Here is a 17,679-nt window from a genome sequence, read left to right on the forward strand (position 1 = left end):
GTATGAAAATGAGAACGAAATTTTTTTTAATTCCCCTAATGGTTGGTATCATTTGTTGTGCTTCTATGTTGCAAGCACAAGAATCTGGACATCCTAGAATTTATGCTACCAATGCCGCTAAAAAGGATTTTTTAAACAGCATAAAATCTATTGAGTGGAAAAAAAGCTTAGTCGATAAGAAAATTGCTAATCTAGAAAAGTATTTAAAGTATGTGGAGAACGACCCAACATGGCTAGTTTCTAGATTACAAATGAATTGGAAAACGAAGCATAATAAAGTGTTTCTAAAAGGTGGTGAGTTTGCTTATTCTGAAGGAACTGCACCTGTACCAACCGTTCGTTTTTCGGGAACTAGAGATTGGGCCACGGAATATTCTTCACCTAAATTAGAAGACGTTGAACCTTATTTTGATGATTCTCGTGGTTATTATTTAGCTGATAAAAAAACAAAGAAAAAAGAATGGGTTCACCCATCTAAAATTGGGCATGCCATTGAAGGTACTAACCGCCATATTATGAGTTTGGTTGAAGATGCTTCTTTTTTGTATTGGGTTACTGGCGATAAAAAATATGCTGAATTTGCAAAGCCAGTTTTCGAAACCTATATAGAAGGCATGTATTACAGAGATGCGCCTATCGATTTAGAAAACGGAACACAACAGCGTATTTCTGGATTGGCAACTTTTGAAGTCATTCATGAAAAAATTCTAATTAGTTTACTAACCACATACGATTTTCTGTATGATTATTTTGAAGATGAAAAAGTAAATTTAGACCATAGTGCAGCGGTGTTTCAAAAATGGGGCGATCAAATTATTACTAACGGGATACCAGATAATAACTGGAATCTTTTTCAGGCTCGGTTTTTAACTTACGTCGCTTTAACTTTAGATAATAATGATGCTTACAAAAACGGAAAAGGTCGTGAGTACTTTTTAGATCATACGTTTGCTACATCTACAGAACGTCAATTATCAATTGAAGAATCGTTGCTAGTTTACGATCAAGAAAATGGTATGTGGCCAGAGTGTGCTTCATATTCTGTGCATGTTATTACCACTTTACTTAATATTTTTACTTTATTAGATAACTCGACTAACAATAATGAGCTTTCTAAATTTCCTATTATAGAGAAAGCAGCATTAGCGTCGTTTCAATATTTATTTCCTAGTGGTTACACGGTAGGTTTTGGCGATTCGAATCATAAAACATTACCTCCAGAAAATTTCGAACTTTTAATTTCAAATTATAGTAAATATAGCAATGAAGAAAAAGAAGCGGTTATTTCTGGCTTGTTAGACCAAATGATTTCTAAAGGGGAATATGAGCGTGAGGCAAACGATTTATTTCAATTGTTTTTTTATGTTGATCATTTAAAAAAGGGAGATGCGAACGAAAATGGCTTAGAGAAGTTAACCTCACCAACATTTTATGCATCTAACGTGAGTATGTTTAATCAAAGATTAGGCAAAGGCGATGATGCTATGATGATTTCTACGGCTGGTTCCTTCGGAAATCATTCCCATGTAAATGGTATTTCAATCGAATTATTTGCTAATAAATATGCTTTAGGTCTAGATATGGGTAAAGGTTCTAGTTATTGGCATACAGACCATAGAGAATATTATTCTAGATTTCCGGCGCACAACACGGTTGTAGTGGATGGGGTGTCAGATTATAATGCCATGCGTGGTTACCATCCTTTTAAATTGGATAATAACTTCCCGGAGGTTAGCACAACACCTACTTTTGATAAGTTAACTTTCTCTAAGGTGTCGTTTTTTGAACCAAAGACAAAAGCAAACCAACAACGTTTTACGGCTCTTATAAAATCGAATAGTGAAAAAGGATATATTTTAGATGTATTTCGTTCTAAAAAAGAAGAAGGTGGTAACCAACGTCACGATTATTTTTATCATAATTTAGGACAATCGCTTCAAATTTTAGATTCGAATTTTAAAGCACTTGTTTTAAAATCAACTTCAGATTTTGGAAGTAAACAGGGAGATATTAAAGCTTACGATTATATTACAAATAAAAAGAAGTTGGAAACAACCAAAGATGTTCAGGCACTTTTTAGATTGAAAACCAGCGACGCACCAGATAATTTAATGAAAATTTGGATTAAAGGAAGTGCGGACCAAAGTATTTACACAGCTTTGGCTCCAAAATCTAACGTACTAAAAAGAGGGTCTGGTACGGCACCTGCTGAGGTTATTGGCGATTCTATACAAACTTTAATTGTAAAGCGTAATGCATCGGCTTGGGCAAATCCATTCGCGATGGTTTTTAATCCTTATTTCGAAGGTGAAGAAAACCCGGTTAATGCAGTATCATATTCAACTATTAGAGACTACCCAAATACGCAAGTTATTGATGTGTTAATGAATGATAAAACGGTTAAGGATCGTATCATTCTTAATGCTTCAGAATCTGATATTGTTAAAAATGATGCCCTATATCAAAAAGGGTTACTTTCTGTTACAAGACAATCGGAACAAAGTGATAAATTAGAGTTTTTATTCCTTTCAGGAATGTATAAATTTGAAAATAACGGTTGGGATATTGTAGCAGCTGGCGAGCCATTTACTCTATCTATTGAAAAAACAGACCAAGGGTTTAAGTTTCAAACCGATAAAGCAATCACTATAAACATGCCTTTTGTAAAAGGAGACAAACCTGCGGAATTACGTTTATATGAAAACGGTAAATTAGTAGGAAGTAGAAAAGGAACAACCAATCGGAATAGAGACGACCAGTTAGTTTTTAAAATAGAGAAAGGTTATGAAAACGCAGAAATTGTATTCGATAAAAATTAAAAATAGATAGACAATGAATTTTAAAAAAGCGCTTTTTGCAGTATTAGGTTTAATGATTTTTGCATCATGTAATGGTCAAAATAATCAAGATGTTGTTACTAAAGATGCGATTTACAAAGTAGTTAATAACGATTCTTTAATGCTTCGTGTTTATTTTCCTGATAACTTTAAAAAGAAGAAAAAATATCCAACTATAGTTTTCTTTTTTGGAGGCGGATGGAATGGCGGAACCATTACGCAGTTTGAAGATCAATCTAAATATTTTGCTTCGCGAGGTATGGTGACTGCGGTGGTAGATTATCGTGTAAAAAGCCGTAATAAAACATCGCCTTTTGAAGCTGTAAAAGATGCGAAGTCGGCTATGCGCTATTTAAAAATTCATGCGAAAGACTTCGGAATCGATACCAAGAAAATGGTGGCTTCTGGAGGGTCTGCAGGAGGGCATTTAGCAGCTGCAACAACATTGCTTCCGGGTTTAAATGAATCTACAGATGATCTTTCGGTAAGTCCAAAAGCGACTGCTTTAATCTTGTTTAACCCTGTAATAGATAATGGCGAAGGCGGTTATGGTTACGAGCGTATTGGCGATCGTTATATGGAAATTTCACCAATGCATAATATTACAAAAGGCGCACCACCAACTATTTTCTTTTTAGGAGATAATGATAAACACATACCGGTTGCAACAGGAAAAGAATATAAATCTAGAATGGAAGCGGTAGGAAGTCGATGTGATCTTTTTATATATGAAGGGCAAGAACATGGCTTTTTTAATAAGTCTAAAAAGAAAGGTAAATATTACTATGAAACGGTTTATGAAGCCGATTTGTTTTTACAATCGCTGGGCTATTTAAAAGGAAAAGCAACAATAACTAAAGCTGAAAATTAAGATGAAAAAACTAAGTGTAATTGTAATATTTTTTGTTTTTATGATGTCTTGTTCGTCGACCACGGATATTACGGAAATTTATGTATCTCAAAATGAAGTAGCCAATGCAAACGGAAGTAAGGATGCGCCTTTTTCAAATATTTCTGAAGCTATAAAAAAAGCAACTGAAATAAAATCGGCTAATACGGATGCTGAGGTTGTTATTAATATTTTACCAGGAGCATATCGTTTATCGGAGGCTATAAACATACCAGCCTCATTAAGTGGTTTAACTATAAAAGGTGCCGGTGCTTCGGAAGTTAGTATAAAAGGATCTCAGGTTTTAGAGGCTAAATGGAAGACTTTTAGCAATAATATTTTTGTAACCGACATTCCTGCAGGTTTAGATTTCGATCAGTTTTTAGTAAACGGAAAACCACAAATTTTAGCGCGTTATCCAAATTATGATGAGAATGCTCAATATTGGCAAGGTTATGCTGCCGATGCTATTTCTAAAGAGCGTGTTGCAACTTGGGCAAATCCTGAAGGTGCAATTTTTAATGCATTACACAACGGAAGATGGGGCGGTTTTCATTTTGAAATAACAGGAGTTAACGATGATGGAACACCAATTTTAAGTGGAGGTCAACAAAACAATAGAGGTTCAAAACCACATGAAGAATACCGTATGGTAGAAAATGTGTTTGAAGAACTTGATAGTGCAGGCGAGTGGTTTTTAGATAAAAAACGAAATAAATTATTCTATTGGCCAGAAAGTATAAGTGCTATTAACGATTTAAATCTTGAAGTGTCAGTATTAAAAGATTTAATTCAAGTGGTTGGAACTTTGGAAAACCCTGTAAAAGATGTTACCATTTCGGGTATTAAATTCGAAAATACTGCACGTACATTTATGGAAGATTTCGAGCCGTTATTACGTAGCGACTGGACGATTTATCGTGGTGCTGTAGTCTTTTTTGAAGGCACTGAAAACTGTAAAGTAGAGCATAGTGAATTTACCAACTTAGGTGGTAACGTTATTATGGCGAGTAAATATAATAAAGGACTAGAAATTAAGGATAATTATATTCACGATTGTGGAGCGAGTGCTGTTTCATTTGTGGGCGATGTGTCGGCTGTAAGATCGCCAGCTTTAACTTATAGAGAGTTTGTGCCTGTTGCAGAAATGGATACTGTTTCTGGACCTAAAGGTGAATTGTATCCGCGTGAATGTTTGGTGGATAATAACTTAATTCACCGTATTGGTCGTGTTGAAAAACAAACGGCCGGTGTGCAAATTGCTATGGCGATGGATATTACGGTAAGTCGTAATAGTATTTACGATGTGCCAAGAGCTGGTATTAATATTGGGGATGGTACTTGGGGCGGACATGTTTTGGAGTTTAATGATGTCTTTAACACTGTTTTAGAAACTAGCGATCATGGTTCGTTTAACTCATGGGGAAGAGACCGTTTTTGGCATCCAAACCGTGGTATTATGGATAGTTTAACTACGGCTAATGCAGATATGCCAAAATGGGACGCCATAAAAACGACTATTATTAGAAATAACCGTTTTCGTTGCGATCATGGTTGGGATGTTGATTTAGATGATGGTTCATCAAATTATCATATTTATAACAATTTGATGCTAAATAGCGGACTAAAACTGCGTGAAGGTTTTAATCGTGTTGCCGAAAATAATATTATGGTGAATAATTCTCTGCATCCACATGTTTGGTTTGTTAATAGTGAAGATGTTTTTAAACATAATATTGTTCAAAAAAGCTATCAAGATGTTAGATTGTCTGGTTGGGGAAAAGAGATGGATTACAACTTTTTTCCGAATGAAGAATCGATGTTGAAAGCACAGATTTACAATAGAGATTTACATAGTGCTTTTGGCGATCCGATGTTTAAAGATCCAGCATCATTAGACTTTTCGGTTGCTGAAAATTCACCTGCATTAAAAATAGGTTTCAAAAACTTTCCTATGGATCAATTTGGAGTTCAGAATGCAGAGTTGAAAAAAATGGCCAAAACGCCAGAAATTCCAGTGATGCGAGATCCTTCCGAAGAAAATAAAAAAGGAAATCTTGTTGTGGCTTGGTTACGTAACGACTTAAAAAGTGTAGAATCTGAGCAAGAACAATCGGCTTATGGTTTAAATACTCCAGAAGGTGTTATTCTTTTAAAAGTTTGGTCGGGTAGCCCTGCTGTGAAAAATAACGGACTTAAAAAAGGCGATGTGATTCTTGAGGCTGACGGTAAAAAGGTGAAAACTGTAAAAGATTTTTTTCAAATTAATGTTGAAAATAAAACGAATAAATTGGACTTGGTTATTATGCGTAATCAATCGGAAAAGAAAATAACTATAAACACTAAATAAGGATAGCTCTAAAAAATAATATAATGGTTTACGGTAATAACGTTCTAATACTTTGCTTAATCTCAATTGTTAGCCAATTATCTTTTGCTTTTCAAGAAAAACAAGAGTTTCCTAACATTGTTTTAATTAATGCAGATGATCTTGGTTATGGTGATTTGAGTTGTTATGGTGCCACAAAACTTCATACTCCAAATATCGATAAATTAGCTAAAGAAGGACGAATGTTTACAGATGCACATGCAGCATCGGCAGTTTGTACACCATCTCGTTATGCTTTACTTACGGGGGAATATCCTGTTAGACATGGCAGTTTAAATAGCCCTGTTTTTCTTAAGAATAAGTTAGTGATTGATACTCAAAAAGAAACTATAGCTTCCATCCTTAAAAAAGCGGGTTATGCAACTGCTTGTGTTGGAAAGTGGCATCTTGGTTTTGGAACAACTGAACCTGTAGATTGGAATAAACCATTAACACCTGGTCCAAACGAACTTGGTTTTGATTACTATTATGGCGTACCTGTTGTAAATAGTCATCCGCCTTTTGTATATGTTGAAAATCATGATGTTGTAGGATTGACAGAAGATGATCCGTTTGTTTATGGGCAAAAAGCAAAAACAAAAAAAGTTTTTGAAAAAATGCACTTAAATGCTATTGGAGGTGCAGATAAAGCACATGTATTATATGTGGATGATCAAGTAGGAACTCATTTAAAAGATAAAGCCGTTAGTTGGATGAAATCGCAAAAAGAAAACCCTTTCTTTATGTATTTTGCCACAACGAATATTCACCATCCTTTTACACCTGCACCACAATTTATAGGAACTAGTGAAAGTGGTTTGTATGGCGATTTTGTTCATGAATTAGATTGGATTGTTGGTGAAGTTATGCAGACCCTTGAAGAAATGGGCGTAGCGGAAAACACTTTAGTACTATTTACTAGTGATAATGGAGGTATGTTTAATGCTACAGGGCAAGAGGCATGGAAAGATGGACACCGATTAAATGGTGATTTATTAGGTTTTAAGTTTGATGCTTGGGAAGGCGGTCATCGTATTCCATTTATAGCACATTGGCCAAATAAAATAAAGGCAGCCGAAGTTTCTAATCAGTTAATTTGTAATGTTGATATGTTAGCAACTTTTGCAGCGCTTACGGGACAAAAACTTGAAGCAGGACAAGGCATGGATAGTAAAAATATTTTAGCAGCAATAACTGGTCAAACCAATAAGCAAATAAGAAATGAAGTGTTATTAGCTCCTCAAAAAAAATCACACCTTACTTTACGTAAAGGAAAATGGCTATATATTGGAGCACAAGGTGGTGGAGGTTTTACTTCCAGTAAACAAGGTACGCATGGTTTTGGAGGACCAGCAGCAATATCTTTTGCCGGAGAAATTAATAGTGATATTGAAAATGGTAAAATAAAGAAAGATGCACCGCCAGCACAACTTTATAACCTTGAAATAGATATTTCTCAAACTAATAATCTGTATGCACAATATCCAGAAGTAGTAAAAGAAATGCAAAACAGTTTAGATACATATAAAACAGAAAAGAAAATAACTATAAACACTAAATAAAAGAAAATGAAAAATTTAAACAAAATACTATTGCTAGCATTGGTGATTGCATTAAACACTAATGTGGGTTTTGCTCAAAGTTCCAGCAAGAAAAAATTGTCTGATGACGAACGTATGGAATGGTGGCGCGATTCTAAATTCGGAATGTTTATCCACTGGGGAGCGTATTCTATCATTGGTGGAGAACGTGGTACAAAAATAGCTGGAGGTGGTGCAGAGTGGGCCATGGATAAGTTAGATTACACCGTTAAAGATTACGAGAAATTTCCAGAAATGTTTAATCCTGTTATGTTTGATGCTGATGCTTGGGTAAGTATGGCTAAAAATGCTGGGATGAAGTATATTGTATTGACTTCTAAGCATCATGAAGGTTTTGGATTATGGGATTCTAAAGTGTCTGATTATGACGTGATGGATACGGCGCCTTTTAAGCGTGATATTGTGAAAGAACTATCTGAAGCTTGTAAAAAACAAGGTATTAAATTTTGTTTATACTATTCTATCGTAGATTGGCACCATCCGCAAGCACAAGGAAACTTGTATCCAAATTATAATATTGCGCAGCATGATGATCCATCGGTTGTGAATCCAGAATTTCCAGAGTATTTTAAAAATTATATGAAACCTCAGGTTAAAGAACTTTTATCTAACTATGGAGACATTGGTGTGGTGTGGTTTGATGGCGATTGGATTTCTGATTATACTACCGAAATGGGAAAAGAACTTTACAGTTTTATTCGTGATATTCAACCTAACACTATTGTAAATAATAGAGTTGATAAAGGTAGAACAGGAATGGATGGGATGAACAATCATCCAGGAGAATTTGCTGGAGATTTTGGAACACCAGAACAAGAAATTCCAGATACCGGAATTGATTCGGATTGGGAAGCTTGTATGACTATGAATGGGTCTTGGGGTTACAAACCATCGGATAATAACTGGAAAAGCAGTGAGGATTTAATAGAGAAATTAGTAGATATCGTTTCTAAAGGTGGTAACTTCTTATTAAACATTGGCCCTGATGGTTTTGGTAGATTTCCTGCTGAAAGTATTAGACGCTTAAATGCTATGGGAGAATGGACAAAAATAAATGGTGAAGCTGTTTATGGTGCTTCTGCAAGTCCTTATGAGAAACCAAAATGGGGTCGTTATACTAAAAAAGATAACGTTGTTTATGCACATGTTTTCGATTGGCCAAAAGATGGTGTATTAAAATTAAATAAAGATATTAAGGTTAAAAAAGCAACGTTATTATCAGCTCCTGGTAAAACATTAAATGCTTTAGCAACATCTAGAGATGTATTAGTAGATGTGCCAATGTTAGCGCCGGACGCCACGGTTTCTGTTGTTAAAATTGAGTTAGCAAACTAATTGAAGTATTAAGTAGATTATATAGTGATTAATAGACAGACAACTTTTGGGTTGTTTGTCTGTTTAAACTAGTAAAACATAAAATATATAAAAGATGAATGTTTACAAGGCGTTAATAATTTTTACCATTGCTTTTACATTAAATGTTGGTGTTGGATTTTCTCAAACCTTGCCTTATGAAAAACCAGAATGGGGGGCATATGCTGAAGGTGAAGAAGGTTTTTTAATGGCACATGTTGTTAATTGGCCAGAAGATGGTAAACTAGTTATAAATAGAGCCATTAAACCAAGAGAGGCGAGATTACTTTCTGATCCTGATAAAAAAATAAAAATAAAATTGATTGATGATAAATTAACTGTTTTATTACCTGAACAGGCACCTGTAGGGCAAATTTCAGTTATTAAAATTCAATTAATACCTAATGATGATTGGGCAAATTTTGGAAGGTATAGAAAAGCAAATAAAGAATTGAAAGCACCAACTAAAAAAGAAAATAGAGTGGTGTTTATGGGGAACTCTATCACCGAAAAATGGGTGATGTTTCATGACGATTTCTTTACTGAAAACAATTATGTAGGTCGTGGTATTAGCGGGCAAACTTCATCTCAAATGTTGTTAAGGTTTAAACCAGATGTGGTTAATTTAAATCCGAAAGCTGTAGTGATACATGCAGGAACTAATGACATTGCTGGAAATAGAGGTCCTATTTCTATCGCAGAAATTGCAGATAATATTTTTTCAATGGCCGAAATTGCTAAAGCCAATAACATAAAAGTAGTTTTAGCTTCTGTACTTCCTGCTAGTAGCTATTCTTGGAGTCCGTCGGTAGAACCTATAGCAAAAATTAGCGAACTTAATGGCTTAATTAAAGCATATGCTAAAAAGAATAACATTGTGTATTTAGATTATTACACACCAATGGTAAATGCAGATAAAGGTTTAATAAAGGCTTATGGTAGAGATACGGTACATCCAAATTTAGATGGTTATGCTATTATGGAACCTTTGGTTAAAGCGGCTATAAAGAAGGCTTTGAAGAAGTAGAACATGATGTAAAAAATATAATCTGCAAGATTTTTTGATTGTAGATACTACGGAAGCCAAGATTTTCTAAAAGTAATTTTAGTTAGTCTTGGCTTTTTTTTATGACTTATTGTGATTAAAAAAAATAAGAATCGATAGATAAAAGCTATAATTTACACACAATGGTTAATGGTTTATATTTATTTAATGTACAAATAAGTAATATTGAATAGAATATAAATATTAAACATTAATGTTTCATTTTAGAACTATGAAAAAAGGAATTTCATTTATTATTTGCTGCTTTTTTGTGATGATAGTCACAGCCCAAAAAAGAAATTATCTGTTGTACACCGATAGTAATATTGCTAATTTAAAAAAGCAAATTACGGTTGATGATGATATAAAAAACAGCTGGGAAAAGCAATTAAAATATGCTAATGAATTAGTTTTAAAAGATAGATTTAAAGCCGATAATTGTCAAGTGTTAGGATTAGCCTATCGTATGACGGGTGATGAGAAATATGCCCAAACTATTAAAAAAATATTGATAGATTATACTTCAAAAGATACTTGGGAAGGCGCTAATTTATTAAACAGAACACCAGCTTGGAAAGGGGGTTTAAATACATCGCATACTAGCTTTTTCGTTTCTATAGGGTTTGATTGTATTTATGATTACTTAACTAAAAAAGAACGGAAGGATATTGCTGAAAATTTAGTGCGCGTTGGTATTCAACCTGCTTTAGACGATTGGTTACTGCCAAATTCAAACTTTCACACGTTTGATACTATGGGGCATAACTGGTGGAGTGCTTGTGTTTATATGGCAGGTTTTAGCTCCTTAGCAATTAGAAACGAAGTTCCGGAAGCTAAAAATTGGGTGAATGATATTGCTCAAACCGCTACCGAATTTGTTAACTATTCGGGTAGTGTATTGCAGAATAAACCACCAACATTCGATCAGGACGGTGGCTTTTACGAAAGTATAAACTATGCGTCTTACGGTATTTCTCAATATTTATTGTTTCGTTTTGCGTTGCAATCGGCATTACCAAACACAAAACAGGTCGATTTACCAATTTTAGATAAAATAGGCGATTTCTTTATTCAAACCACTTATTATGTTGAAGAAGGAAAACCAATGTCTGTAAACTTTGGAGATAGTTTTATCAATAAAACAGGAAACGCATGCTTAACATTGCTATGGCAATTGGGCTATAAGAAAAACGATTATGCATGGTACATTAATCAAACCAGTGCGGGAAATGATAAAGAAGGTTTGCAATTAGATACACCTAACGGACTCATTTTACACCCTAAATTACCAGAAATAGCGAGTAATTATGCACCTAAATTAGCAACATCACATTTGTTTAAAGATATGGGGTGGGCAACTATGCGTAATTCCTGGGATAAAAATGCTACCATGTTAGCCGTGAAATCTGGTTTTACTTGGAACCATACGCATGCCGATGCCGGATCGTATATTTTGTTTCATAATGGAAAAAATTTAATTATAGATTCTGGAAATGCATCTTATGGAAATCCGCTTTACACTCAATATTATTGCCAAAGTGAAGCGCATAATGTAGTGCTTTTTAATGGTGAAGGTCAGAATAGAAAAGATCCTTATTTCGGAGTTGCAAACCCCGGATCGCTTCATAATTTAATTGAAGGCGACAATTTTAAATACATTTTAGCCAATGCCACAGGACCTTATGCACAAACATTAGCACGTAATTATCGTAATTTTATTTGGGTTGGCGATGTTATTTTAGTGATAGACGACTTATTAGCACATAAACCAGGCAAGTTCGAGTGGTTACTGCATTACAATGGCGAATCTAAACGTAAAGATTTAGACCTATCTATAAAAGATGGCGATGCTGAGGTTATTGTAAATTCATTATTTCCAGCAACTTTTCCGGAAGGAGGATTACCTCACGATTTTCCTGAGCAAATGCGTTTAGAAGAAAAGTTGGGATATGAAGATCATCATCCAGAAAACAGATCAAAATATTGGTCTATCAGTCATTTTGAAGAAACAGCTAGAACCAAATTTATTTCTGCAATTACTTTAAAAACTGAAGAAAATAAAGAGAACTTACCAGTTATTAAACGTTTTGAAGGGAAAGACTTTTTAGGAGTTTCTATCACGCAAAATGGTGAAACAACAGAAGTGTATTTTAATCTTTTGGCCGATGGCAGACTAAAACACCGTAATAGTGTCATTAATATGAATGGTTGGGAAACCGATGCTTATTTAACAGTTTTAAAATTTAAAGCTGATGTTGATAAAACAAAAATCAATAATATTGATGAAATGTTTATCGGGCACGGCAGTTATTTGCGTCGTGATAATCAAGTTTTAATGCATTCTTTATCGAAATACACGGCTTTAGTAGAAGGTTTTTCGGCAACACCAAAAGTAATCTATCAAGGTCAAGAAAATGCAACAGTGAGTTTGTATAGTTCTAATAAGAAATCAACACTTAAAGTGAATGGTATTTCTAAAAATGGGCGTTACGATTCATCAAATAAAATAGTAAAAGTAACTTTAAAGTAAACCTATATATGTTGGTTAAAAAGAAAAAAATAAATAGAAAGCAAAGCGTTTCTGTGTCATTGTTTTTACTTGTTTTTAGTGCGTTCTCGTTAAGTGGTTTTGCTCAAATTCCGCTTCCTAGAAATTTAGAGCAAGGTTATCCACGGTTGCATATCACGCAATCCGAAAAAAAGAATTTAGAAAAAACAATCAAGAAAGAACAGTGGGCTGCAAATGTTTTAGAAGGTATTCATAATCGTATTGATACATATGTAGAACGCCATGTTACCGACCCAGAATGGATGGTTTCTAGGTTACAAATGTATTGGAAAACAAAATCAACCAATGTTTATGTAAATGGCATGAATTATTCTCATGCAGATGGCGAAGCCCCTGTGCCTACCGTTCGTTTTGTAGGTTCTAGAGATTATACTACACCATACGGAACACCAAAATTAGAAGATATTCTTCCCTACATGGACGATCCACGAGGTTTGTATTTACCCAATAAAAGTAAAGATGGAAATCCTTTTGAATGGGCTGCAATAGCTAAAACAGGTCGGGTAATTTATTCAATCAACGAACAAATCATTGAGTTAGCACGTGATGCCGCATTTATTTATTGGTTGGAAAATGATGAACGATATGCCAAGTTTGCCAATGCTATTATTCATACGTATTTAGAAGGAATGTCTTATAGAAGCGAGCCAATTGATTTGCTTAATGGACATATTCAAACGCTTGTTGGTTTTACCAATTTTCAGGTGATTCATGAAAGTGTGCTTATAGATGTGGCTGAACTGTATGATTTTTTACATCAGTATATTGAAGCTAATCATGCTGAAAATATTCCTATGTATGATAAAACCATAAAACGATGGACAGATCAAATTATTAAAAATGGAGTACCACAAAACAACTGGAATCTGCATCAAGCTAAGGTTATTTTAAAGGCGGCAATGGTATTAAAAGACGATGCCTTTTACGAAGATAAAAAGGGAAGGGAATACTATATCGATTATATTCTAAATAAGACTTCCGCACGTCAGTGGTCTTTAACCAAATTCATGAATTTTGGATATGATCCGAATAATGGTGTTTGGGCGGAGTGTCCTGGGTATTCTCAAGGTGTAACTAAAGATTTAACAACGTTTATTAAAGATTTTGACAACACTTTCGATCATAATATTTTACCATACATGCCAGTGATGGAGAAGGCTGTTAAAATGTTACCGCAATACTTATTTCCTAATGGGCAAACAGTTGCTTTTGGCGATTCTAATTACGGAGGTATAGGCACGGAGGCTATTTCAAATTTAATTCGTGTTGCTCAGAAAAATAATAATAAAACCTTAGAAGAAGATTTTACAGGATTATATCGCTTATTTGCAGAGGACCAAAAATCAGATAAAAACAGAAAGCCGAGGGCTAATATTAGTTCATTTTTTGCAAGTAAACCTTTAGAGCTAAATCCAAAATATACAAAAAGTGATATTGACGATTATATGACTCAAACCTTTTATGCGCCCAATGTAAGCTGGCATGTACAACGTATGGGCACTGGGAAAAATGGAATGATGGCTTCCTTAAATGGATCATTAGGAAATCATATGCATGCTAATGGAATTAACATGGAATTGTACGGAAAAGGTTTTGTACAAGGTGGAGATCCTGGTAAGGGTGCAGGTTATTTACAACCTATATACTTAGAATTTTATTCGCAGTTTCCAGCACACAATACAGTTATGGTAGATGGCGTATCATCTTATACCGAAATGTTTAGTAATCATGCGTTCGATTTGATGGGAGAATACCCGAAGTCAGAACAAAAGAAAGATTATTATCAAAATATCACCTATTCCGATGTTTACTTTCTAGAGCCAGAAACACGAAGTGATCAAAGTCGTTTGGTGAGTATTGTAAAAACAGGAGAAATCACGGGATATTATGTAGATGTTTTTCGTTCTAAAAAGCAACGTGAAGGCGATAAATTTCACGATTACTTTTATCATAATTTAGGTCAAAGCATGGAGGTTTTAGATGCGTCAGGAAATCCTTTAGATCTTAAGCCTTCGGAAGAAATGGCTTTTGCTGGCGGTTATTTATACGCGTTCGATTATCAATGGGATAAAAAATCAATAAAAACGAATAAAGATTATCAGGCGCAATGGAAGATTGATAGGCCAGAAGGAGAAGAAGATGTGTTTATGAATCTTTGGATGATGGGCGCAGAAAACAGAGAAATATTTTCGCTAAAATCACCTCCACATAAAGCTTTCAAAGGAAATCATGGTTTGCCATATGCCGTAGATAAGGCACCGTATTTAACTTTTGCAGCGAGACAATTTGGAGCTGCTTGGGAACAACCATTTGTTTCAGTTTATGAACCATTTACTTCAACAAAAGGAAAAAGTATTGTAAACATATCAAGTTTTAAAGATGAAAACGGAAGTAAAGAATTTGTTGGGCTTCATGTGAAACACAAATCAGGAAGAGAAGATTTTGTTTTTTCAACCACTAATAATCAAAAGGTGAAATATAACAACATGGCTACAAATGCAATATATGCTGTGTTCGGTAAGGAAAAAAACGGTGATTTTATATTGTTCATGGGTAATGGAACCGAATTAGAAACAAAAGAGATTAAGGTTTCAGCAAGTGAAAAAGGAAATGTAGTACTTGAGAAAAAGAATGGCGAATTATTTTTAGATAATGAAGTGCCAGTAACAATACGGATTAATAACGAAGAAAAGAAATTCAATATTGGAACTTTTCGATCAATAAAATAATCTGAAAAAATCACAAACATGAATTTCAAGGGAAGTCTAAAAGCAGCAATTTATTTTTGTTCTTTATTATCATTTACGTTTATTTTTGGATGTACTGATATTGAAAAAGATAAATTAGATATTAAGGAATATTTAAAACAAGCCAACGGGGAAACTATTTATCCCTCGGAGAAGCAAATAGAAATGCTTAAAAAGGTGATTCCGAATGAAGCCTTTCAACCGGCACCAAAAATTAGTGATAGAACATTCTGGAATGAAGTCGCCCAAACCGAATCGGGTAAAACTTATTTAAAAAAGGCATTATCATTTTTGAATGAAGCTCCTGAAGTTCCTATTTCAGATGAAATTTATAGAAGAGCCAATAAAGAAGGAAATCGGGCTATTTATAAACCGAGGTATTACGATACCATGATACGTTTAGAGCATTTTGTTTTAGCTGAATGTTTAGAAAATAATGGACGCTTTGTGCCTCAAATTAAAACGTATTTAAGAGCGATTATGGATATGAAATCGTGGTTGCATCCCAACCATGACGACAGAAATAATAGCGTTCTTGAAGGAAAACGAGTTTCGATAGATTTAGGAGCAAGACGTTTTGGGTCGGTTTTAGCTGTAGCTGAAACGCTTTTGGAAGATCAATTATCACCAGAGTTTAGAAACGAAATTAAAGCACAACTTCAATACAGAATCACGGATAATTACTTGCAAAGCTGTAAGGTTCCCGATGAAAATAACCATTGGATTGATGGTAAAAGTAATTGGAATGCCGTGTGTACTAGTGGTGCCGTTTTTACGTCTATAGCAAATGCAACAGATGGAGATGAGCGTATTGCTGCTATAGGTTCTGCAATTAATAGTATGAAACATTATGTCAGTGGTTTTGGAGCCGACGGATATTGTTCTGAGGGTGTTGGGTATTGGCGTTATGGTTTTGGCCATTACTTATATTTAGCCGAAATACTTTTCGATTATACCGATGGGAAAATTAATTTATTTGAAGGTCATGATCCTGATAAACTGAATAGAGTAGCCGATTTTCCTGAGAATTTCCATATTCAAAATGAAAAATTTGCACCTTTTGCCGATGGTAGCTCTATCGTTAAAAATAACGAAGGAAATTTTGCTTATGTATTGGCAGCAAAACAATATGGGGCAAGAAAACCTATTGAAAATATTTTAGATCAAGCTGTAGAACAACTTATTGTTTGGAAAAACCCAGAAGATTATACAACAAGAAATACAACAAATTTAGGAACGTTTGAAGTACCAAATCATTCTTATTTTAACGATTTTGGAATGGTTATTTCGCGAGGAAAACAAAATGTACCATTTTCTGTAGCGGTTAAAGCTGGGCACAATAAAGAAAACCACAATCATAGTGATGTAGGAACTTATATTTTAGTTTTAGGGGAAGATTTAATTTCAGGAGATATCGGTGCACCATCATATCGTGCGGGGTCTTTCTCTCCAAAAAATAAAGCACGAAGTTCTTGGGGGCACCCTGTTCCTAGAATAGATGATACTTTGCAATCTAATGGACGTCAATTTGAAGGAAAAATAACAGAAACCAAATTCACTGATACAGAAGATAAAGTGGTTATGGATATTAGTGCGGCGTATGAATTGCCTGTGCTTGAATCTTTATCTAGAACAATGGTGAATGATAAATTTGGAACGGGAACAATAACGATTCAAGACGATTTTAAAACGACAAAACCCGTAGTTTTTGGAACGGCAATTATGACGTTTTCTAAATATGAAATTGTTAATGAAAGCACTATTATACTTACGGGGAAAAATCAAAAAGTGAAGGTTGAAATAAAAAGTAGTGGCGATAAAGTTATTATTAACCCAGAACATGTTCCTGTAGAATATTTACGAGAAGGAAAAGAAGCTGTTAGGATAGGTATCGATTTTGAGGAGCCTTTAGCTAACGGAAGCATAACTATGAAGTATACACCTCTATATAATTAAAAATGTGATTTTGGCTTTGTTCTATAATCAGTTTTAGTTGAATTAAGAAAAGATGCTACTCATAAATATTAGTATCTCTAATCAGGTATTTTAATCGGTTTAATTTATGGAGAAGCTTTATAGCTCGATATTCCGAAATATCACTTAAAGCGGAATCTGTTTGTCGGAAATTATAAGCCTGTTCTATAAGTTCTTTGTAACGTTGGCTTAATCTATGTTGGTCTGTTTTAATACTGTCAACTCGGTTCATAACGATTAAAGGGAATTAAGTAGAACATAAATATACACTTTTTTGTTTAATTATTTAATTCTTT

The 17,679-nt window shown here is 34.3% G+C and carries 10 protein-coding genes; 9 read left to right on the plus strand and 1 reads right to left on the minus strand.

All coding sequences use genetic code 11. The annotated features are described in order from the left end of the window. Positions 1-8: 8 nt before the first annotated feature. From V6246_RS12810 to V6246_RS12850, 9 genes are all read left to right on the plus strand, one after another. Entirely contained in the window at positions 9-2,819 is a 2,811-nt protein-coding gene (locus V6246_RS12810; protein WP_341560864.1) for a heparinase II/III domain-containing protein, read from the plus strand. Positions 2,820-2,832: 13 nt separating this feature from the next. Further along, positions 2,833-3,708, plus strand: coding sequence for an alpha/beta hydrolase (locus V6246_RS12815; RefSeq protein ID WP_341560865.1), 876 nt, complete (start codon positions 2,833-2,835; stop codon positions 3,706-3,708). A gap of 1 nt (position 3,709) precedes the next feature. Beyond that, the gene (locus V6246_RS12820) at positions 3,710-6,076 is read left to right on the plus strand and encodes a right-handed parallel beta-helix repeat-containing protein (RefSeq protein WP_341560866.1); all 2,367 of its coding nucleotides are present in this window, start codon (positions 3,710-3,712) and stop codon (positions 6,074-6,076) included. 23 nt (positions 6,077-6,099) lie between these two features. After that, positions 6,100-7,656, plus strand: coding sequence for a sulfatase family protein (locus V6246_RS12825; protein WP_341560867.1), 1,557 nt, complete (start codon positions 6,100-6,102; stop codon positions 7,654-7,656). A 6-nt stretch (positions 7,657-7,662) separates the two neighbouring features. Continuing rightward, positions 7,663-9,030, plus strand: coding sequence for an alpha-L-fucosidase (locus V6246_RS12830; RefSeq protein WP_341560868.1), 1,368 nt, complete (start codon positions 7,663-7,665; stop codon positions 9,028-9,030). A 94-nt stretch (positions 9,031-9,124) separates the two neighbouring features. After that, a complete protein-coding gene (locus V6246_RS12835; protein ID WP_341560869.1) occupies positions 9,125-10,075 on the plus strand; it encodes an SGNH/GDSL hydrolase family protein in 951 nt (316 codons plus the stop codon). Positions 10,076-10,325: 250 nt separating this feature from the next. Beyond that, positions 10,326-12,623, plus strand: a complete 2,298-nt coding sequence (locus tag V6246_RS12840; protein ID WP_341560870.1) for a heparinase II/III domain-containing protein — start codon at positions 10,326-10,328, stop codon at positions 12,621-12,623. 11 nt (positions 12,624-12,634) lie between these two features. Further along, a complete protein-coding gene (locus V6246_RS12845) occupies positions 12,635-15,391 on the plus strand; it encodes a six-hairpin glycosidase (protein ID WP_341560871.1) in 2,757 nt (918 codons plus the stop codon). A gap of 18 nt (positions 15,392-15,409) precedes the next feature. Beyond that, positions 15,410-17,365 carry a hypothetical protein gene (locus V6246_RS12850; protein ID WP_341560872.1) on the plus strand — a complete coding sequence of 652 codons (1,956 nt, stop codon included), beginning with the start codon at positions 15,410-15,412 and terminating at the stop codon, positions 17,363-17,365. A 55-nt stretch (positions 17,366-17,420) separates the two neighbouring features. Here the strand turns inward: V6246_RS12850 and V6246_RS12855 are convergent, their stop codons facing one another. Beyond that, positions 17,421-17,615, minus strand: a complete 195-nt coding sequence (locus V6246_RS12855) for a Lacal_2735 family protein (protein WP_304405795.1) — start codon at positions 17,613-17,615, stop codon at positions 17,421-17,423. Positions 17,616-17,679: the final 64 nt, after the last annotated feature.

The sequence above is a fragment of the Algibacter sp. TI.3.09 genome (assembly GCF_038154905.1).
GTDB lineage: Bacteria > Bacteroidota > Bacteroidia > Flavobacteriales > Flavobacteriaceae > Algibacter.